This window comes from Syntrophus buswellii (genome assembly GCF_046097065.1).
Classification (GTDB): domain Bacteria; phylum Desulfobacterota; class Syntrophia; order Syntrophales; family Syntrophaceae; genus Syntrophus; species Syntrophus buswellii.
Genome location: NZ_CP175563.1, coordinates 1,409,885 through 1,430,652, shown reverse-complemented (window position 1 = coordinate 1,430,652; position 20,768 = coordinate 1,409,885). Strand labels below are relative to the sequence as shown.

The 20,768-nt window shown below is 56.6% G+C and carries 13 protein-coding genes; all 13 read right to left on the bottom strand.

From position 1 onward, the window contains the following. Positions 1-2: 2 nt before the first annotated feature. A complete protein-coding gene (locus tag ACJ77P_RS06365) occupies positions 3-1,433 on the bottom strand; it encodes an efflux transporter outer membrane subunit (RefSeq protein WP_408999306.1) in 1,431 nt (476 codons plus the stop codon). After that, on the bottom strand, positions 1,426-4,587 hold the full coding sequence (locus ACJ77P_RS06360; protein ID WP_367360372.1) for an efflux RND transporter permease subunit: 3,162 nt from the start codon (positions 4,585-4,587) through the stop codon (positions 1,426-1,428). Before ACJ77P_RS06360 ends, ACJ77P_RS06365 begins: the two co-directional genes overlap by 8 nt. Positions 4,588-4,593: 6 nt before the next feature. Continuing rightward, on the bottom strand, positions 4,594-5,856 hold the full coding sequence (locus ACJ77P_RS06355; RefSeq protein ID WP_408999305.1) for an efflux RND transporter periplasmic adaptor subunit: 1,263 nt from the start codon (positions 5,854-5,856) through the stop codon (positions 4,594-4,596). A gap of 478 nt (positions 5,857-6,334) precedes the next feature. Then, positions 6,335-7,762, bottom strand: a complete 1,428-nt coding sequence (gene pyk / locus ACJ77P_RS06350; protein ID WP_408999304.1) for a pyruvate kinase — start codon at positions 7,760-7,762, stop codon at positions 6,335-6,337. Continuing rightward, a complete protein-coding gene (locus ACJ77P_RS06345) occupies positions 7,759-8,793 on the bottom strand; it encodes a DUF2950 domain-containing protein (RefSeq protein ID WP_367360375.1) in 1,035 nt (344 codons plus the stop codon). The genes pyk and ACJ77P_RS06345 overlap by 4 nt, the downstream gene beginning before the upstream one ends. Positions 8,794-8,825: 32 nt before the next feature. Beyond that, on the bottom strand, positions 8,826-10,028 hold the full coding sequence (locus ACJ77P_RS06340; RefSeq protein WP_408999303.1) for a DUF3300 domain-containing protein: 1,203 nt from the start codon (positions 10,026-10,028) through the stop codon (positions 8,826-8,828). Between the two features lie 85 nt (positions 10,029-10,113). Further along, positions 10,114-11,400, bottom strand: a complete 1,287-nt coding sequence (locus ACJ77P_RS06335) for an ATP-dependent 6-phosphofructokinase (protein WP_408999302.1) — start codon at positions 11,398-11,400, stop codon at positions 10,114-10,116. Between the two features lie 21 nt (positions 11,401-11,421). After that, entirely contained in the window at positions 11,422-12,465 is a 1,044-nt protein-coding gene (gene fbaA / locus ACJ77P_RS06330) for a class II fructose-bisphosphate aldolase (RefSeq protein WP_367360378.1), read from the bottom strand. A 15-nt stretch (positions 12,466-12,480) separates the two neighbouring features. Further along, positions 12,481-14,586, bottom strand: a complete 2,106-nt coding sequence (glgX, locus tag ACJ77P_RS06325; RefSeq protein WP_408999301.1) for a glycogen debranching protein GlgX — start codon at positions 14,584-14,586, stop codon at positions 12,481-12,483. Positions 14,587-14,640: 54 nt separating this feature from the next. Next, the gene (locus ACJ77P_RS06320) at positions 14,641-17,187 is read right to left on the bottom strand and encodes a glycogen/starch/alpha-glucan phosphorylase (protein ID WP_408999300.1); all 2,547 of its coding nucleotides are present in this window, start codon (positions 17,185-17,187) and stop codon (positions 14,641-14,643) included. Between the two features lie 357 nt (positions 17,188-17,544). Further along, positions 17,545-19,923, bottom strand: a complete 2,379-nt coding sequence (locus ACJ77P_RS06315; protein WP_367360384.1) for a sigma 54-interacting transcriptional regulator — start codon at positions 19,921-19,923, stop codon at positions 17,545-17,547. A 473-nt stretch (positions 19,924-20,396) separates the two neighbouring features. Beyond that, the gene (locus ACJ77P_RS06310; protein WP_408999299.1) at positions 20,397-20,546 is read right to left on the bottom strand and encodes an exodeoxyribonuclease V subunit gamma; all 150 of its coding nucleotides are present in this window, start codon (positions 20,544-20,546) and stop codon (positions 20,397-20,399) included. 16 nt (positions 20,547-20,562) lie between these two features. Further along, positions 20,563-20,763, bottom strand: a complete 201-nt coding sequence (locus tag ACJ77P_RS06305; RefSeq protein WP_367360385.1) for a hypothetical protein — start codon at positions 20,761-20,763, stop codon at positions 20,563-20,565. Positions 20,764-20,768: the final 5 nt, after the last annotated feature.

The window sequence follows — 20,768 nt, the reverse complement described above, 5'->3', positions numbered from 1 at the left end:
GCCTATTGTTTCCCGTCCGCTGACAACACGGTCCGTTTGTCCGCTTCTACGACCCATCCTCCGCCCATGGCCTTGTAAAGGTTCACCAGCGCCCCGAAGAGAATCCCCTGGGTCTGGGCGTAGCTCAACTCCGTGGAAAAGAGACTCCGCTCGGCATCGAGGACTTCGATGTAGCTCGTCAAGCCGTTCTCATAGCGCAGCCGGGCGAAGCGGGTGTATTCCCGCAGGGCATCCATCTGCCTCTTTTGCGCCTCAAGCTGCTCGCGGGTGCGCTTCTGATCGACAAGGGCGTCCTCCACCTCCTGGAAAGCCGTCTGAATGGTTTTCTGATAGCCGAACAGGGTCTGCTGCTGAATCGCCTCAGCCATCTTGACCTGTCCATAGATGGCGCCCCCCGTGAAGATCGGCGCCGTCAGACTTCCACTCCAGCTCCACACACGTGCCGGACCGCTAAACAGATTGGAAAGATCCGCACTTGCCCAGCCAAAGAATCCAGTCAGCGAAAGAGTGGGGAAATACCGAGCCCTTGCTACGCCAATGCGGGCATTGGCTGCGATGAGCGCCTGCTCGGCCTGACGGATATCCGGCCGCTTTTCCAACAGATCCGAAGGGAGACCGGCAGGAACAACCGGCAGGACCAGTTCGTTCATCGTTCTGCCCCTGGGTATGGGCCCTGGATTTCTGCCGAGCAGGAGATTCAATGCGTTTTCCTGGAAGGCAACCTGTTTCTCTATCTGAGGTATCGTAGCCAGGGCCTGTTCGTATTCCGATTTGACCTGGTTGAGTTCAAGCTCAGAAAGAACCCCGCCTTCAAATCGCTGCTTGAAGAGTTTGTAGGCATCCTCCCTTGTTTTCGCCGTCCGGATGGCGATTTCCCTCTGCATGTCCAGATCGCGCAAGGAAACGTACCCGTTCGCCACGGCGCTCACCAGTGACAGGATCACTCCCCGCCGTGCCTCTTCGGTGGCAAGCAGGTCCGCCCGCCCGGCTTCGGTGGCCCTTCTCAATTTTCCCCAGAGATCAATCTCCCAGTTTCCGTTAAAGACGCCCTGGTAGAAATCCGCCGGATTTTCGACCTGTGACGACAGAGGGGCCGCTCCCTCCTCTGAGGCACGGCTTCGCCCGGCATCGGCATTTCCCCAGATCTGCGGGAACAGGCCGGAACGCCACACCCAGTACCTTCCGACGTACTCGTTGACTCGCGCAGTGGCGATCCGGAGATCGAAATTCGACCTCAAGGCTTCATCGATCAGCGCGTTAAGAACCGGATCATTAAACTGGGACCACCAGGCCGAATTGGCCGTTTCCTGCGCAGCCTTTTCCTCGATTCGCCAGGCCGACGGGCTTTCCATGGCTGGACGCCTGTAGTCCGGGCCGACGGCACAGCCGGCAAGAATCAGTGCAATGATGACGGAGAAGATCCCTCTATTCATGGCCTTCCTCCTTCCCGGTCTCCCCTGCAGGAGCCTCTGCTTCCTTTACCCCCCTGTGAGACAGCTTCTCCACAACGAAGAACGTAACGGGAATGAGGAATATGGCAATAAAGCTCGCCGCCAGCATCCCGCCGATGACGGCCCATCCCATGACGCGCCGCGAGATGGCCCCTGCTCCGCTGGCCATGGCCAGCGGCACGCATCCCAGGATAAAGGCAAAGGAGGTCATCAGGATCGGCCGCAGCCGAAGCTTTGCCCCGGTCAGGGCCGCCTCGACGACGGGTTTTCCCTTGTCGTATTCCATCTTGGCGAACTCGACGATGAGGATCGCGTTTTTCGCTGCCAGCCCGATGAGCATGACGAGGCCGATCTGCGCGTAGACGTTGTTCTCGAACCTTAACGCCCACAGGGCGCCGAAGGCCCCCATGACGGCCACGGGTGTTCCCAGCAGCACGCTGAAGGGGAGGGACCAGCTTTCGTACTGAGCGGCCAGGATCAGGAAAACGCACAAAAGCGAGAAGCCGAAGATGACGGCGGGTGAAACCCCTTCCTGGGCCTTCTTTTCCTGGTAGCTCATCCCGAGGTAATCATAGCCCATTTCCCGGGGCATCGTCTGGGCAAAGACCTCTTCGAGGGCGGCCATGGCTTGGGCCGAACTGTAGCCCGGCGCCGCCGAGCCGTTGATCTGAGCGCTGCGGTAGAGATTGTAGCGCATGGTGAACTCGGGCCCCGCAGTAGAGCGGATATTGGTCACGGCGGAGAGGGGAACCATCACGCCCTCGCTGTTTCGCACATGAAACTGCCCGAAGTTCTCGGCCTTCGTCCTGTATTCCCCTTCAGCCTGGACATAGATCTGCCACTGGCGGCCGAACCGGTTGAAGTAGTTCACGAAGGTGCCCCCCATGAAGCACTGGAGGGTCTTGTAGACATCCGAGATGTTCACCCCCTGCTTGAGAACCTTGTCGCGGTCCACGTCCACGAAGACCTGAGGCACATTGGGGCGGAAGGTCGTGCTGATGCCGGCCAGTTCCGGCCGCTTCCGTGCCGCCTCGATAAATTTGCTGGTCTGATCGGCCAGGAAGGCGATGTCCTTCCCGGCCCGGTCTTCCAGGATGAAGGTGAAACCGCCCGAGGTCCCGATTCCCGGGATGGCCGGGGGTGGAAAGGCAAAACCGATGGCCTCCGGCAGGGACCCCAATCCCTTGCTCAGGTGGGCCTTGATGGCCTCGTACTTCTCCTCCGGCGTCTTCCGTTCGCCCCAGTCCTTCAGCGTAATGAAGAAAAAGGAGCTGTAGGTGTTGGCCACGCCGCTGAGCATGCTGTAGCCGACCACGGAGGTGCAGTACTTAACGCCGGGCGTCTTTGAGATGATCTCCTCGGCTTTTTTCGTCACATCGTCGGTCCGCTGCAGCGAGGCAGCGTCGGGAAGCTGAACCCCCGCATAGACGTACCCCTGGTCTTCATCGGGGAGGAAGGAGGTTGGCAGGTTTTTTCCGAAAAAGCCCGCCAGGACGGCTGTCCCGAGGAGGAAGAGGAGGCTGATCTTACTCTTACGGATAAAGTGATCGCACCAGTTCACGTACCCGTCCGTTGAACGGCCGAAGATGCGGTTGAACCCATCGTAGAATTTCTGCAGCGGCCCCCAGGATTTCTTCTTTGGCCGCAGCAGGAGGGCCGACAGGGCCGGTGACAGGGTCAAGGCGTTGAAGGCCGAGATGATGACGGAGACGGCGATGGTCACGGCGAATTGCTGGTACAGGCGGCCCGTGATCCCCGGGATGAAGGCCGTGGGGACGAAGACGGCAGCCAGGATGACGGCGATGGCGATGACCGGGCCCGAGACCTCCTCCATGGCCTTGAGGGTTGCCTCCTTGGGCGTCATCCCCTGCTCGATGTGGTGCTCCACGGCCTCGACGACGACGATGGCGTCGTCGACGACAAGACCGATGGCGAGCACCAGCCCGAAGAGCGAGAGCGTGTTGATGGAAAACCCCAAGAGCGGAAAGAGCATGAAGGTTCCCACCAGGGAGACCGGCACGGCCAGCAGGGGGATGAGGGTTGCCCGCCATCCCTGCAGGAAGATGAAGACGACGATGATGACGAGAACGAGGGCTTCGAAGAGGGTATGGACGATCTCATTGATCCCCTCCGTGACGGCAAGCGTCGTGTCCAGGGCCACCACGTAATCCAGATCGGCAGGGAATCGCTCCTTGAGTTGCGCCATCAGCTTCTTGGACCCTTCCGCTGCTTCGATTGCGTTGGTTCCGGGCAGCTGGTAGAGGGCAATGATGGCGGCGGGCTTGCCATTGAGGCGGCCGATCATGTTGTACGACTGGGCCCCCAGCTCGATCCGTCCCACATCCTTGAGATGGACCAGGGAGCCGTCAGGATTTGCCCGGATCACGATGTTGCCGAACTCCTCCTCGTTCTGGAGGCGGCCCTGAGAGCGAACGGCATAGGTGAATTCCTGTCCAGGCGGCACCGGTTCGCCGCCGATCTGGCCGGCGGGGTTCACCGTATTCTGCTGCTGGACGGCGTTGGTGATCTCGGGGATGGTGATCCCCAGCTTCGCGAGCTGGTCAGGCTTCACCCAGAGGCGCATGGCGTACTGCCCTGCCCCGAAAATCGTGACGCTGGCGATACCGGGAACGCGGGTCATCTGGTCGTTGATGTTGATGTAGCAGTAATTCGCCAGAAAGACGTTGTCATAGGTCCCCTTGGGGGAAAAGAGGGCGAACACGATCAGGGGCGCCGATGTCGATTTCTGCACCGTGACCCCCTGGTTGATCACATCGGTGGGCAACTGCGAGTTGGCCTGGTTGGTCCTCATCTGGGCAAGGATCTGGTCGGTGCTGGGATCCGTCTTGATGTCGAAGTTCACCGTCAGGACCATCTTGCCGTCGTTGGAGTTCAGGGAGTACATGTAGTTCATGTTGTCCACACCGGACATCTGCTGCTCGATGGGGGTGGCCACCGACGACTCCATGGTCTGAGCATCGGCGCCGGGGTAGGTGCCGGTGACCTTCATTTCCGGCGGGACAATGTTGGGGAACTGCGCCGTGGGCAGACCCGACATGGCCACGAGACCGACGATGACCATGAGGATGGCGATTACCATGGCCACGATGGGACGATTGATGAAGAACTTGGACATGGCGGATCACCTCTTTTCAGTCTTCGCAGGCTCGACGGGTTTTGAGGAGGTCAGGGCATTTTCCTGTGATTTCGCTTCCAGGGATGGTCCCGGCTTGGCTTCGGTCTTCACTGGTGTTTCCACAAAGGTCTTCGGCGTAACCGGCATTCCGGGACGGACCTTCTGTATCCCCTCGACGACGACGCTCTCTCCGGGCCCGAGGCCCTCCAGAATGACCCACAGATTGTCAACACGCTCGGCGACTTTCACCGGCCGGATGTCCGCCTTGTTGTCCGCCCCGATCACGGCCACCATGTATTTCCCCTGGACTTCTGATACGGACCGCTGAGGTACAAGCAAGGCATCCTTGCGGACAGACGCGGCAACCCGGACCCTCCCATACTGCCCGGGCCGCAGGAAATTGCCCGGATTGGGAAATACCGTAGCGACTTTTATGGTCCCCGTCCGGATATCCACCTGCCGATCGGCAAAGGCGAAATATCCCTTTTCCGGATAGACGCTGCCATCCGCAAGGATCAGTTCCCCTACTTTTTTCTCTCTCACCGTGACCGAATATTTTGCCGTCTGGAGATACTCCTGTTCGCTTATCTGGAAGTAGACCTTGATCGGGTTGACCGTTGAGACCGTGGTCAGCTCCTCCACAGCCCCCGGACCCACGAGATTTCCTATCTGGGCCTTGGCAAGGCCGGAGATGCCGTCTACAGGGGAAGTGATTTTTGTGAAGCCCAGATCAAATTTGGCCTTGTCGAAACTGGCCTGGGCGGCGAAAACCGCCGCGCGGGCTGCCTGTTCCGCCCCGACGGCGTCATCGAGATCCTTCTTGCTGACGGCATTGACCTCGGCAAGGGGTTTGATCCGTGCCAGATTCGCCTTGGCTGTATTCCAGCGCGCCTGCTGGGCTTCCAGTTGCCCTCTTGCCTGATCCAGTGATGCCTGGAAGGTGCGTGGGTCAATTTCGAAGAGGATCTGGCCTTTCTTCACGAGTTCGCCATCGCGGTAATTCTGCTTGATGAGATACCCCTGGACCTGAGCCCGGATCGTGGCATTGACCATCCCGTCGAGGGTCCCGATCCACTCCTTGTAGACAGGAACATCCTTCTGAATCACCGTCATCACTTCAACGACAGGCGGCTTCGGCGCCTCCTTCGGTCCTTTCGAGCATCCCGCCGCAAGGACCATCAGCAGGGTGATGCCCGCAATGGAAAGGATGCTCTGGAAAATTTTCCAACGACGGCTTTCGGGATAACGATCTAACATGAAGTTCTGCATGCCCGGTCTCCTCCTCATCTTCTGGACATAGCCTTTATTATCGTGTTCAAATATGACCTCTGTTCCGATGTTCCAATTTCCTCAGGGGTCTAAAATTTTTCAGCCCGCCTGTGGAATAAAGTCCAAAATACATACCTGAAATCGAGCAGGGTCGAACAATTGTAAGTATTTGATAAATAACAACTTATTTAACGGTAAAAAAGCGTTTCTCTCTTGTGGCAGAAAAATTCCCTCAACATTTTGCGGATCTGTAATATATTGAGGCCTCTTATTGAGGTTTCGACTAGCGCCTGAATTGCATGGGGGACAGCTTGTTGGAGAAGAGCCGTGGCGATGAGTTCATCATACGGTGTGCCTCCTTGGGTCTTGATGGTCCTGCGGCCACCCGTTTTTTTTTCAAGAGAGGGATCCACCCATGGGAAGGTCCTCCCCTTACTGACGAAGCGTTAATCTTTGAAAGGCCCTTTTCCTTCGGCTTTCAAAGGGTCAGGTCAAGAATTTCCAGGCTGTGGTTCGCTTCGGCATTCTCCCGGGATGGACCCTGGGTCAGAATGGCGATGTTCCCCTTGAGGCCGAGTGAGGATGTCTGTCTTCGAACATAAGCGTACCAGTTTTCCGGTAGAGGAGCCTCGCACACGGGATAGATGCCCGAAGAGAACAGGAGCTGCTGACAGGTTGACGCCTCGGAGCTTACGGCCACTGTCCAGACGGGAAGGCGGAATCTGGCGATGCTTCGCGCCGTCGCGCCGCTTCTCGTCGGGACGAAGACGGCCGCCGGCGTCACATATTCAAAGCAGGCTTCCACGCCGATGGCGATAAGATGCTCCGGGCGAATCCTCTCCCGCAAGTCTATGCCTTTGAACAGCTCTTTGACCGCGGTCATCGGGCGCTGCGCTTCCGCCGAAAGGGCTATTTTTGCCAGCATCTCGACGGCTTCCACAGGATATTTGCCCATGGCGGATTCTCCGGAGAGCATGACACAGTCCGTGCCGTCGAGGATTGCGTTTGCCACGTCCGTTGCCTCCGCCCGTGTAGGGCGACGGTAGTCCGTCATCGATTCGAGCATCTGTGTCGCTGTGATCACGGGTTTCGCGCGCATGTTCGCAAGACGCGTGATTCGCTTCTGGATGATGGCGATCTGCTCGATCGGGACTTCAACCCCCAGGTCGCCGCGGGCGATCATGATGCCATCAGACGCGGCGATGATCTCTTCGATGCGGTCGAGCGCCCCGGACCGTTCGATCTTTGCGATGATGAAAGGGGCATATCCCAAATCTGCAGCCGCCTGGCGCACGGCTTCGACATCTGCCGGCCCTTCGACGAAGGACTGGCTTACGGCATCCACGCCATTTTCGAGGGCAAAGCGCAGACACCGGGAATCATTTTCGGTGAACGCGCTGATGCCGAGATCGATGCCCGGCAGGTTGAGCCCCTTGCGGGAGCGGAGTTCCCCACCCACCATGACCGTGCAGACGACATCGTTCCCCCTTGATTCGACAACTTTGAGCTGGATGTATCCGTCATTGAGGAAGAGCATGTCTCCTGCCTTCACGGACTTCGGCAGACCGGTAAAGGATACGGACACACGGCTTTTGTCGCCGGGAATGTCGTCGACAGTCAGCGTGAACGGATCGCCCGCATTGAGATCGACCGGCTCGGACGCGAATTTTCCGATTCTCATCTTCGGGCCGGAGAGGTCGGCCAGAATGGCGATCCTGCATCCCAGCGATGCCGACACGGTCCGCAGATTCTCAATGACCTTCTTGTGCGCCTCGAAGTCGCCATGGGAAAAGTTGAGCCGGGCGACGTTCATTCCCGCCAGGATCATCTCTTTCATCACTTCGGGCGCCTCAGATGCAGGCCCGATGGTGCAGACGATCTTCGTCTTGGGGAAAGCCATGTTCATTCTTTTCCCCCCTGTTCACCGGGACAGCCGGAATCCGTTCCTGCCGGGCTTCCCTCTCCGTCCGTTTCCACCTTCTTCCAGGTCTTATCCGGATTGAAAAGATTCATCGCGCGGGCTCTTTTCGCCGTGTCTTTCCCAAGGTTCTTCTGATACACAACCCCATCCTGGTTCACGATAAAGGTCATGATCCCGGAATTTCCATACCGCGCGGGATAGGCAACCAGGGCAAATCCCCCGATCATGTCTCCATTGACCACATAATCGAATGCCCCCCCCTTCGCAGACGATCCCTGCCCCTGCAGTATCCTGTAGAAATAACCGTAGTAGGGCTGGGGATGATCGGAAGAGGACTTTTTCACGTAGCCCTCTGTCTTTGCCTTCGCGGCAAAGGGACCGAAGGGGCTCGGCTTTTCGCCTTCCTTTGTTTCCCAGTACAGGCCGTCCCTCTTCCCGGGGGTGCTCCAGAACTTCCGGGCATACCTTGCCAGTCCCCCTTCTTCACTTTGCATATCCGCATATTCCTGCTGGGCATCGACATAGGCTTCGCAGACCTTGATGACCGCCAGTTCATTTCTGCCGATCCTCCGGTTCAGGACCTCCTCTTTTCCTTTTTTCGTATCGAACAGCCATCCCTGCCCCTTCTTCACAATCGGGATCGGCAAAGGCCAATCCTTTTGGCCCACCAGGAGAACGGCTTTGAATTCCCCCTCCCTCTCGATCCTGTTCTTCTCTTCATATCTTTGGGCAAAGTTTTCGAGGGCCTCCCTGTCCGCGATTTCATCCCCGGACAAGAGGATCGCGTGGGCCTCCGGACCAAGAACCAGGGTCATTTGCTTTCTATCCTGAGATTTTACGGCATCGACCAGCGCCTTGACTGCAGCCTCCGGCGAAGGATAGGTCCTTTTCTGACCCCCTTTAACGGCTGCATCCGCAGATGAAAAACCCGCAGAGAGCGCCAGCAGAACCGTGAGGACCGCCACAACAAAATACCGGCAGAAAGAACTTCTTATTTTCGAGAAAGTATTCAACATACTCTTTTCCTCCTTCTCATCGTGGGTTTTTCTTACCTTCGACCGCCACGACCGCCACCGCGGCCACCGGAGAAACCCCCGCCGCTGCGCCCACCGGAGAATCCCCCTCCACCGCCGCTTCGAGAGGCGGACATACTCTGACGACTGGAGCTTCCACGAGCACTGTCCGCTCTGGCCTCGCTTCCACCCCGATTCACCCCTTCAAAGGCGTTCGAAGACCTGGGCTGCTGCGTTGGCTGGGCTCCCCGCCCACCGGAGCCCTTGCCTGAGAGGTCCTGTCTGGCTGCACCTGATCTGCCGCTTGTATCGGGCGTCCGCCCTCTGAAATCTTGCCTGCTGTCGACACCCGGCCTTGATTGACCGTATTTCTGCCTCGTGTTCTGGTCTCGATAAGAAACCCCCTTGCGATGGGCCGGGTTATGCTGCCATTTTCCCTGGCTCCCCTTGCCGCCCGTCATCTGGTTCTGATATTTGCTTCGATCAATGTTGCGGTTGATGTTGGCATTCCGATTGACGTCGATATCCACATCTCCCCCGTGCCAGTCTGAATGGCCCCACGCATAACCCCAGGCAGCGCCGACGGCAGCGCCGGCCATGAAGGAAAAGGCGGCCGTTGTGGCAACATATCCCGGGGGATAGACGGGGTATGGCGGGTAGGACGGGTACGCCCAGGTTCCATACACGACGGTCGGGTTATAAGCCGGCACATAGACGACCTGCGGGCTGGCAGGCTCTATGATGATGACTTCCTGCTGGGTCTTGACGACCTGCTCACCGGTCGTTTTGAGATTGCCCGACGCCTGTGCCTGCGCTCGAAGTTTCTGGATCGTCGCCATCACATCCTTCTGCTGGGAAAGGAAGGCGTCGCCCAGTTTCTGCGTCCACTCGAGCTTCTCACTCATCATCGACAGAACCTGGGGAAAGTTGACCAGGGACTTCACACTGGGGTCCCAGTTTTTCTGTTCCAGGGCACGGGTCAGGGAGTCGCCTTTCAGAGTTGCATTTGCCTTTGCGAACCGGTCCGCCTCGACGATTTCAAGGGGGTATGTAGAGGCCATGAGGATCTGAGTGAGGAGCGAATCGGGATGGAGGGCAATGGGCGCCAGGATCTGCTCCAGCTCTCCCTGCTTGTATCCCGGCGAAGCTCCGGATGCCTGAGCCCATCCGCTGACCGGCCATGTCAGCAGGAGTACAAGCAGCCAAACGACCTGTTGTATGAACCTCTTGTCTTTCATCTTTTTTCTCCTTTTCCGGTAAGGATCTTCCTGTTCAAAGCCGTACGGCCCTTCCACCCTCTCGGCGGGTCTTCTTCTCCCTTCCTCACATCATGTCGGGCTGTCGAGTCACGGCCATCACACTGTTCCAAAGCATGCCCCGCGTGTCTATCTTCTTGCGCTGCGACACGGCCAGTTTGATGGGCACATGGGTGAACTGCTGGTTCCAGTAGCTCACCACCATGTTGGTCCGCCCGCTCATTCCGGCATGGACGGCACTCTGACCGAGGAGAAGGCAGAAAGCCGCATCACGGGGATTTGCCGGCATACTCCGGATGATGTAACTGGGATCGATGTACTTGAGATTGACCTCCAGGTTGGATTGCTTGAAATAGCCCTTGATGGCATCCCGGAGAAAAACGCCGATGTCCCCGTATTTGACGTTTCCCGAGGCGTCCCGCTCCGCCGTCTTCTCCATCAGGCCCTGACCGGCCCCCTCGGCAACAACGATCACGGCATGGCCCTTCCGTTCCAGGCGCTGTCTCAGGGCTTCGCAAAAACCCTCGAGAGAAAAGGGCACTTCCGGCACAAGGCAGAAGTTCACGTGACTGTTCACAAGGACTGAATACGCGGCGATAAACCCAGAATCGCGGCCCATGAGCTTTACAAGGCCGATGCTGTTCCGCGCCGCATCCGCTTCGGTGGTGGCGGCGTAGGTTGCCCGGCGCGCCTCGGCAACCGCCGTTTCGAACCCGAAGGTCGTCTGGATATAGGAAATATCGTTGTCGATCGTCTTTGGAATGCCGATGACGCTGATCGGAAGACCCCGCCGGGCCGCTTCTTCGGAGATCTTCTGTGCCCCCCGCTGCGTCCCGTCTCCTCCGACGGTAAAGAGAATGCCGATTTTGAGGTCCTCAAGGGTGGAAACCATCTCGGAGGCGTCCTGCGGCCCCCGGGACGTACCCAGGATCGTTCCGCCGATTTCATGGATCCTGGCGACCGAATCCGATGTCAGTTCGAGCGGCGCGTGCCCATGCCGACTCACGAGGCCTTCGTACCCGTACCGGAACCCGTATACTTTCCGCACACCGTAATGATGATGAAGACTCAGCACAATCGAACGGATCACGTCGTTGAGACCGGGACATACCCCGCCGCAGGTCACAATGCCGCAGGCAATTTGCGACGGGTCGAAAAAGATCTTTTCCCTTGGCCCGGCGGTTTCCATCGCGGGCGGACGGATTCCTTTTTCAAGCCATGGGTTCATCTCTTCAAAACGCGAAAAATAAAGGACATGCCCATCATCGTCCATAAATCGGATTCCCCGCACCGGGGAAGGGATGCGGCACTCTCCCAGCCGCTCTATCGAAAAATCGAGCTCATAATTCTCCATCCGGACCTCCTGTCGTCACTTTCAACCCTGGGAAGGGTCTTTTTTCATCAGCGTCGTACCGACACTCCGAAGTTGCGTAACCGCCTCCTTGACCCGCTTCGCCATGGCGTCTTCGGCCATGGCCAGGTAGGCCCGCGGGTCGTAGACTTTCTTATCGCCCACCTCGCCGTCCACTTTCAGGGCGCCGCTGTAATTCCGGAACAGGTGATCGGCGATGGCGCGCGTATAGGCATACTGCGTGTCCGTATCGATGTTCATCTTGACGACCCCGTAATTGAGGGCGGCATGAATATCCTCGATCGTCGATCCCGAGCCGCCGTGGAAGACCAGATAGAAACGGGCCTCCTCGCCGTAGGCCTTTACAACCGCGTCCTGGCAATCCTTCAGAATGGAAGGTTTCAATTGAACATGTCCCGGCTTATAGACTCCGTGAACATTGCCGAAGGTTGCCGCGAGCAGGTACCGTGCACCGGTAATCGCATTCAACCGGCGGGCGACCTCGAGGGTGTCCTCCGGAGTGGTATACAGCTTGGCATCGGCGCTGGCCTTGATTCCATCCTCCTCTCCGCCCACGACCCCCGCTTCGATTTCGAGAACCAGGTCACTCTTCCGGAAACGGTCGAGGAGTTTCACCGCAATATCCAGATTTTCTTTCAGAGGAAGGGCGCTTCCATCGAACATATGAGCGGTGAAGAGATTGGGTTTTCCCGCTGCACGCCTTTTTTCGGTCTCCTCTACCAGGGGGATCACGAATTTATCGAGATTGCCCGCCGTGCAGTGGTCCGTATTCAAGGCCACATAAATGGGATAGCGATCCGCGACTCGGTGCACATGTTCGGCAATCGAGATGGCACCGAGGGCCATGTCCTTCACAGCGGAACCCGAGGCAAAGGCGGCTCCGCCCGTGGAAACCTGGATGATTCCGTCACTTCCGCACTCGGCAAGGCCTTTCAGAACCGCATTGGCCGTGGTCAGCGAGGTCACGTTGATGGCGGGATAAGCGAAGGAATTCTTCCGGGCCCTTTCGAGCATTTCACAAAAAATCTCATAGCTGGCTACTGGCATAAACTCCCTCTTTTTCTATGTTGTCATGGTGGTTTCAGGATTAAGGGCTCTGGTTATCAGAAGCACGATCGACCTGGGCCGCACTTCATAGGTATGACCTTCGACAGGGAGGGCCTGCGGCCAGGTGAGGATATCATCGGGACCGTCCAGATAGGTATCGATGCACCGTCTCCAGGGCTCGTAAGCATCTCCCCTGAATGGGATCTCGAAGGAAAGGGTTTCCCAATAGGCATTGATCATGATGGAAAGCAAAAGAATGTTTCCCGGAACAGTGACCGTTGCCGCGATGGCATGGGACTCATAACCCCAGTCCGGCGCATTGAGCCCGACCCCGTGCCAGAAAACAGGCTGGTTGTGAAGCAGTTCGTTCAGCGTGATATTCAGCCGTTCCGTAGGAAATTCCCGATTCCTGCGCACGTTAATCAGCATTTTCGCAAAACGATGGTTATCTGCATGCTTGATGGCCAGTTCCCAGTTCATCCAACTGATTTCGTTGTCCTGACAGAAGGCATTGTTGTTTCCGTTTTGACTGCGCCGCATCTCGTCGCCCATGAGCAGCATGGGCGTACCGACCGACAGGAGGGCAAGGGTGAGAAAATTTTTCACCTGGCGGTTTCTCAGGCGCTCAATCTCCGGGTCATCGGTGGGTCCTTCAACTCCGCAGTTCCAGCTGAGGTTGTCATCCGATCCGTCACGGTTTTGCTGGTTGTTTCCTTCATTATGCTTGGTATTGTAGGAAACGAGATCATTCAGGGTAAAGCCGTCATGGCAGGTGACGAAATTAATGCTCTGTTCCGGCTCCCGTTCTTCGTGGCCGTACATATCCGGACTGCCGAGCAGCCGTTGTGCGACAGCCCATACCCTGCCATTATCGCCCTTCAGGAAGGCCCGAATATCGTCGCGAAACCGTCCGTTCCACTCTTTCCAACTGTCGCCGATAAAGGTGCCCACCTGATAGAGGCCTGCCGCATCCCAGGCCTCGGCGATCATTTTGACATTCGCCAGGATCGGATCGGATTCAATGTCCCAGAGAATGGGCGGGGAAGGCATGGGATGGCCGCTTTTGTCCCGGGAAAGGATGGAGGCCAGATCGAAGCGAAAACCGTCGATATGCATCTCGCGAACCCAGTAATGGAGACTGTCTAGAATCAATCGCCGGCAGATAGGCTCATTCGTATTCATGGTGTTGCCGCAACCGGTATAATCGCTGTACCTGGATTTGTCCGATTCAAGGATGTAATACTCTTCGTTGGACAGACCTCGAAAACAGAAGGTCGGGCCGTCGGCTCCAATCTCGGCGGTATGATTGTAGACGACATCCAGAAGGACCTCGATCCCGGCGCGGTGAAGGGCCTTTACCATGTCCCGGAACTCTTCCAGTGCGCCCAACGGATCCAAACGCGAGCTGTAACCAGGATGAGGGGCGAAAAAGGAGATCGGAGAATAACCCCAGTAATTGCACAAGCCAGGGGGACCATCCTGCTCGTCAAAGGCGAATACGGGCAGCAGTTCAACGGCAGAGACCCCGAGGTCACACAGATAGGGAATTTTTTCTACCAGTCCCGCGTAGGTGCCGCTTCTGGCGGAAGCGATCCCTGAACTGGGATGCTTTGTAAATCCCCCGACATGCAGCTCGTAGATGATCGTCTTGGCGAATGGTGTCCTCAAAGGGGCATCGCCCTCCCAGTCATAGGAATGGATGTCTGCAACGACGCTTTTTATGGCCGTTGCTGCATTGTCCCCAGGTTTGCACGCGGCAGTGCGGCTGTAACCGGCTGGAAGGTCAATGCACCTGCCGTAAGGGTCGAGCAGTACCTTATCCGGGTCAAAGCGAAGCCCCCGCTCCGGGTTGAACGGACCGGTCACTCGATAGGCATAAAGCTGTCCCGCGGAGATCCCGGGCACAAGGACATGCCAGTAGTGGTAGGTGCGATTGGCCCGTCGATCCAGTTCGATAACCCGGGATGGTTTCGGGGCATCGACAGAATCGAAGAGAAGCAACTGTACCGCCTCACTCCCTTTGGAAAAGACGCTGAAGTTCACGCCGTCCCGAAAGACCGTGGCGCCGAGGGGATAGCTCCTGCCGCAGCCGGGGGGCGGTTCTTTCTTCGTACGGCTCATCTGGTCTCTCCTTTCCCTTGAATATATCTGATAGGGCGTTTCAGCTTTTTCTTATTACTTTTTCGGTATAGACACCGGGCACGGTTTTACTCCCCAGATGTCCGCCGCATATTCTGCAATCGTCCGATCGCTTGAGAACTTCCCGGAGCCGGCAATGTTCAGGATGGCCATGCGCGCCCATCCCTGTGGATTCCTGTATAGTTCACAGAGCCGCCGGTCTGCCTCGAGATAGGAGGCAAGGTCTGCCAGGTGACGATAGAAATCCCCGGTTTTCATGAGTGCCTCGCAGATCGGCATGAAGACCCCCGGTTCATAACGGCTGAAGGCGTCCGAAGCGATCAAGTCCAGGGCTGCACGGGTTTCCGGCTCATTCTCATAGTGCCACCAGGGGTCATACCAGCCCCTGCTGCCGACGACATGATCCGCCGTCAGACCAAAGAAGAAGAAGTTCTCCTCGCCTGCCTCCTCGGCCATTTCGATCGTTGCACCATCGCGTGTCCCCAGGGTCAGGGCTCCGTTCATCATAAATTTCATGTTGCTCGTCCCGCTGGCTTCATAACCCGCCGTCGATATCTGGTTTGAAACATCACTGGCAGAAATCAATCGCTCTGCCAGAGAAACGCAGTAATCGGGCAGGAACACCACCTTGAGTCGTCCCGCAACGGCCGGATCCCCGTCGATCGTTCCGGCGAGATTGTTTATCAACTTGATGATCAGCTTGGCCAGGCGGTAGGCCGGCGCCGCCTTGCCGGCGAAGAAGAACGTCCGGGGCAGAAGATCGAGGCCGGGGTCATCCCGCAGGCGATGGTAAAGCACGATGATCCGCAGGACATTGAGCAGTTGCCGCCTGTACTCGTGGATGCGCTTGACCTGACAATCAAAAAGGGTCTCCGGGTCCACTTCCTGGCCGGTCGTGGCCTTGAGCCAATCGGCAAATGCCGACTTGGCCTCGCCCTTGGCCCTCAGGAAGGCCTCCTGGAAGCTCCGGTCCTCAGCGAGGGGCTGAAGCTTCCTCAATTGACCAAGGTCGGTGATCCAGCCGTCGCCGATGGCCTCTGTAATGATCCGGGATAGGGCGGGATTCGCCAGGCGCAGCCAGCGTCGCGGCGTCACCCCGTTGGTCTTGTTGTTGAAACGCTCGGGAAACATCTCAGCCAGATCCCGAACGGTGATTGTGCGCAGCAGGTTCGAGTGAATGGCGGCGACCCCATTGGTGCTGTGGGAGCCGACGATGGCCATGTTGGCCATGCGGATTTTCCGCGCCTCCCCTTCTTCGACGAGGCTCATCCGAACGATCCGTTCCTCGTCGCCGGGGAAGCGTTTTCGAGCCTCATCAAGAAACCGGCGGTTGATCTCGTATATGATCTCCAGAAGACGGGGCCGTAGAATCTCGAACCACGCTACCGGCCATTTTTCCAGCGCTTCAGGCAGAAGGGTGTGGTTGGTGTAGGCAAGCGTCCGTTGGGTAAGGTCCCAGGCCTGGTCCCATTCCAATTGTGCTTCGTCCAGGAGGATCCGCATCAACTCGGGCACGGCGAGCGATGGATGCGTGTCGTTCATCTGAATGGCAACCTTCGCAGGGAGGTTGTTCCAATCGGCATTGCTCTGCCGGAAACGCCTCACGAGATCGGCCAGTGAGCAGGCGACGAGAAAGTACTCCTGCATGAACCGCAGTCCCTGTCCCAAGCTCGTGGAGTCATCGGGATAAAGCACCCGGGTCAGGGATTCGCCTCCAAGCGTTCCGGCCAGGGCCGCCACGAAATCACCGCCGCTGAACTTCGCAAAGTCGAAGTAATTGGGCACAGCCGTCGACCAGAGACGGAGCGTATTGATGGTCTTCCCGCCAAATCCAACGATGGGGCGGTCAAAGGGAATACCCAGCAGGCTGGACGGTTGGCCGGGGATCACACGCAGGCTCCCGCCGGAAAGCTCGAAGGAAGCGTTAAGCTTCACCTCTACAGCCTCGGAGAACCGTTCGACCTCCCAGGGATCAGGTCTGCGGAGCCAGTTGTCCGGTTGCTCCACCTGCCAGCCATCCTTTATAGACTGACGGAAGATGCCATATTCATAACGAAGACCGTAGCCCATGGCCGGGAGCTGCATCGTGGCCATGGAGTCGAGAAAGCACGCAGCCAGGCGTCCGAGCCCCCCATTGCCGAGACCGGCATCGGGCTCCTGTTCGAGAAATTCGATGGGATCGATTTTCTTCTTCTCCACGAGTTGCTTCACAACGGGATCCAGCAGGAGATTGGTGATGTTATTTGACAGGGAGCGGCCTATGAGGAACTCCATGGACAAATAATAGACTCGTTTGGGATTTTTCAGCCCATATGTCGCTTCTGTCGCCACCCAGCGCTGTGAGAGGACATCCCTCACCGACCGGGAAGCGGCCTCAAACCGCTCGCGGCAACCGGCGGCTTGAGGAGCGGAGACGTTGTCGAAAATGAGGTGACGCTCGTAAAGTCCGTCTTCACCGGTGAACGGAATCGGGCCGCAGCCGTACTGTCTCAGGAGATCGGCAAGACTTCCGGATTCTTCCGTTTCCCGGGCAGGTTCACTTTTTCTGCCGTTTTTTGACTCATCCTTTTTGTCTGTACTCATCCTGATCTCTCCAGAAGATGTTTTTACCCTTGACCTGCGATTGCATGATCGGACCGCGGGTTGGAACGGATCATAGTTCGATGGCCGATTTCGATGGCGGTGTTGTACCCCATTAAGAAACTTGTTATTTCAGGAGTTCGGGCCGCATGGTCGTCTTTAGATTTTCGGTTTCTACGTTTCACTCAGTCCAAAAAGCATTCCTGAAGACGACCGGTTGGTCATATGAGGACAACAACCTGATATTACGTTATAATATTGTGTTTATCGTGGAATTTTGGCTGCTATGGATGATGACATTCCCTCAATATTTTGCGGATCTGCAGGATATTGAGGGCTTTTATTGTGGGGATTCGATCATCAGGGTCGCTTGAGGCCGAGCTTCTTGATCCGGAATCGAAGGGTACTTGGATGAAGTCCAAGGAATGCAGCGGCTCCCCCCTTCCCTTCGATTTTCCACCTCGTTTCTTTTAAGACTTTTTGAATATGCTCCCGGGCCATTGCGTCAAACTCTTTGAGCACCTCTTCCTCCCTTTTCACGGAGGCAGGCTCGAACGGATCGGTCAGTTGAAAGTCAGGTTCCATGCTGGTGATGAGGGCCCTTTCTATGACATGCTCCAACTCCCTCACATTTCCGGGCCAGGAGTACTCTGAGAGTCTGTCAATGACACCCTTTGAAATCGTATCAAATCGTTTGCCCAGTTTACGGGAGTACTTGTCGATAAAATACCGGGCAAGCTCCGGAATATCCTCGATCCGCATCCTCAGGGGCGGAAGCGTGACGGGAAAGGTGTTCAGCCGATAATAGAGATCCTCGCGAAACCGCCTGTTTCGCATTTCTTGCTTCAGATCCCGGCTTGTCGAGGCGATGACCCTCACATCCACCTTGACCGTCCTTGGTGAACCAAGGCGTTCGAACTCCCCATCCTGCAGCACCCTCAGGAGCTTTGCCTGGAGTTCGAGAGGCAGCTCGCCGATTTCGTCGAGGAAGATCGTTCCACCGTCCGCCACCTCGAAGCGGCCGATCTGTCTGGCATGAGCGCCCGTAAAGGCGCCCTTCTCCCGTCCAAAGAGCTCGCTCTCGATGAGGTTTGCCGGGAGGGCGGCACAGTTTACCGTAACCATCGGTTTATCCCTGCGGACACTCATTTCATGGATGGCATTGGCGACCATGCCCTTGCCGACGCCGGTCTCACCGAGGATCAGAACGGTGGCGTCGGTTGGGGCGACCTGATTGGCCCGAAAGAGGACATACTGAAGGGTGGAACTGCTTCCGATCATCTTGCAGAAGCCCAGTTCCGTAATTCTCTCCTCTCGGAGATAGATGTTCTCCTTCTCCAGTCGAATCCTCAGCTTCTCAATCTCCGCCAGCTGCTCCCGGAGTTTGTTTTCCATTGACTTCCGTTCCGTAATGTCCTGACCGAACACCGATATTCCAAACACCCTGCCCTCGTTGCTGAGGATGTTGAAATTCAATCGAAGAATCCGATCGTCCGCGGAAACCGGATATTCTATCGTGAAAGATCCTTCCTCCAGCACCCGCAAATAGAATGAATGCCATTTCTGTTGTAAAACTTCCTCGGCTGGAAAGAGATCTTCAGGACTCATGCCCATTTCAATGGGAAATCCGCGCTTATGGAGGAAATATTCAGAAAGCGCCCGATTGAAGGTCAGAAGGCCAAAGCGCTCCGAATCGACCGACCAGATCATGTCGGATGTACTGTTGATCAAAGTATCGTGCAAAGCCTCTGACCATTTCATCTGCAACTCTGCCTGCTTTCTCTCGGTGATGTCCATGGACACGCCCATCAGACGCAAGGGATGTTCTTGTGTGCCGCCGTAAGGTCGTCCGCGTGTCACGATCCAGCGGACCTTTCCATCGGGTTTTTGGACACGATATTCGACGTGCAGGAATTTATGCTTTTCCATACTTTGATGGACCAGCTCAAGAACCCTGTCGCGGTCGCCAGGATGAAGGGCCTGCCTGAATCGCGCTAAATTCAGCTCCTCGTCAGGGGTAAATCCGAACAAATTTCTGAGAATGAGCGTCGCCCATACGGAACCTGTATCCTTGTCCAGCATCCAGAGGCCTGCTTCCGCCGCCGAGGTCGCAAGATTCAGACGCTCTTCACTTTCCTGCAGGGCTTTCTGGGCTTTATTCCGTTCCAGGGCATTGACGAATATTTCTCCCAGCAGCCTAAGCCGCGGGACCAATTCCTCCGGCCAGATTCGCTCACGCTTCACCGAGTTAATGGCGAGAATGTGATTAATGGGTTCACCGAACATAATGGGAATGTTCAGATTGGATCGGATACCCCAACTCATCCAGGTCTTTTTGTCAATCTCGGCTTCAACCGGCAAATCCTCTATCTTTGAAAAAGAAAGGACTTCTCGCTTAAAAACCAGCTTTTCATAAGCCCATGGATTGATTGCGATAGGGAGTTCCGAACCAAGAGGAACGGAAGGCACACCCGCAACGGCAACCGAATGGGTGATCCTCCACGATTTCTTGTCCGGAAGCGTTTGAAGCAGGGCAAAACGGTCCACCTTGAAGAATTCCAGAACTTCCGTCATGGCCTCATGGATTTCCTCATCGACCCGTTCGATGGGCGGATAAATGAATCGCGCTGAAAGTGAAGAGAGCAGCTCTTCAAAAAGCAACCGTTCTCTCAGGCTTCGCTCAGCCTGTTTCCTCTTCTTGATCTCAGTGTTCAGTCTTGCGCTGGCGTCTGCAAGCATCTGTATCTTGAGCTCCTGCTTTTGCTTATTGGGGCTTTCCTGCCCTTCCAGGGGTCTCCAAAGACACCCAAGTTTTTAATTGAGCAATAAGAAATGGAATCCAGCCATCCCTGGGCGGGGAATGGCTGTTTTGGTTCGGAAAAATATGGCTTTATAGCCGGAGGAATCATTCCTCGTTCTTTCTTCGAGGAAACGATCCCGGAATATACCGGTTAATTGACGAGGATTATTATATCGTTTTTGATGTGTTAAGCAAGAATCCAATTTGTGTTCGCTGTACCCAGCGATTGGAGCTCGAAACGGGGCAGTGAAGAAGAGGAAGGCAGCAGATGGAAAATCCTTCAGGCAGCCGTCTCCGGATCAAAAAAAGTCTTCGCTTTCCTTTCCGGCAGGACCGCTTTAAATAACTGGGCAATGCTATGTCTTGGGAAGGAAAAAAGGACATCGGTGCAGATCCCATGGTAAGTGGCCAGCTACATGGAAAGCAACCGCTCCATTCCCCTGCTCTCAACGACAATGATCTCCGGCGTCAGCGGCGAGACAAGCGGCCTGTCCACCACGTCGGCCAGCTTTTCCGCGAGGATTTCCATGCGGTTGCTTACATAGAGATTCAGGCCGCGCATGGACGCTGCTCCCCCTTCAAGATCCCTCCCCTTTTTCCTCATCGTTCACGGCCCTGTCCTCCGGTTCATCCGTTTCGAAGAGTTCGGACAGATCCCCGAGATATCGGCACAGGGGAATGCGCTCGAACAACTGTTCCTCTGGAACATAGAGGGTGTGGGGAAATCCCTCTTCCGGGGCCTTGCCGTTCTTTTTCGGGGGGTTGGAATGTTCAGCCATGGATT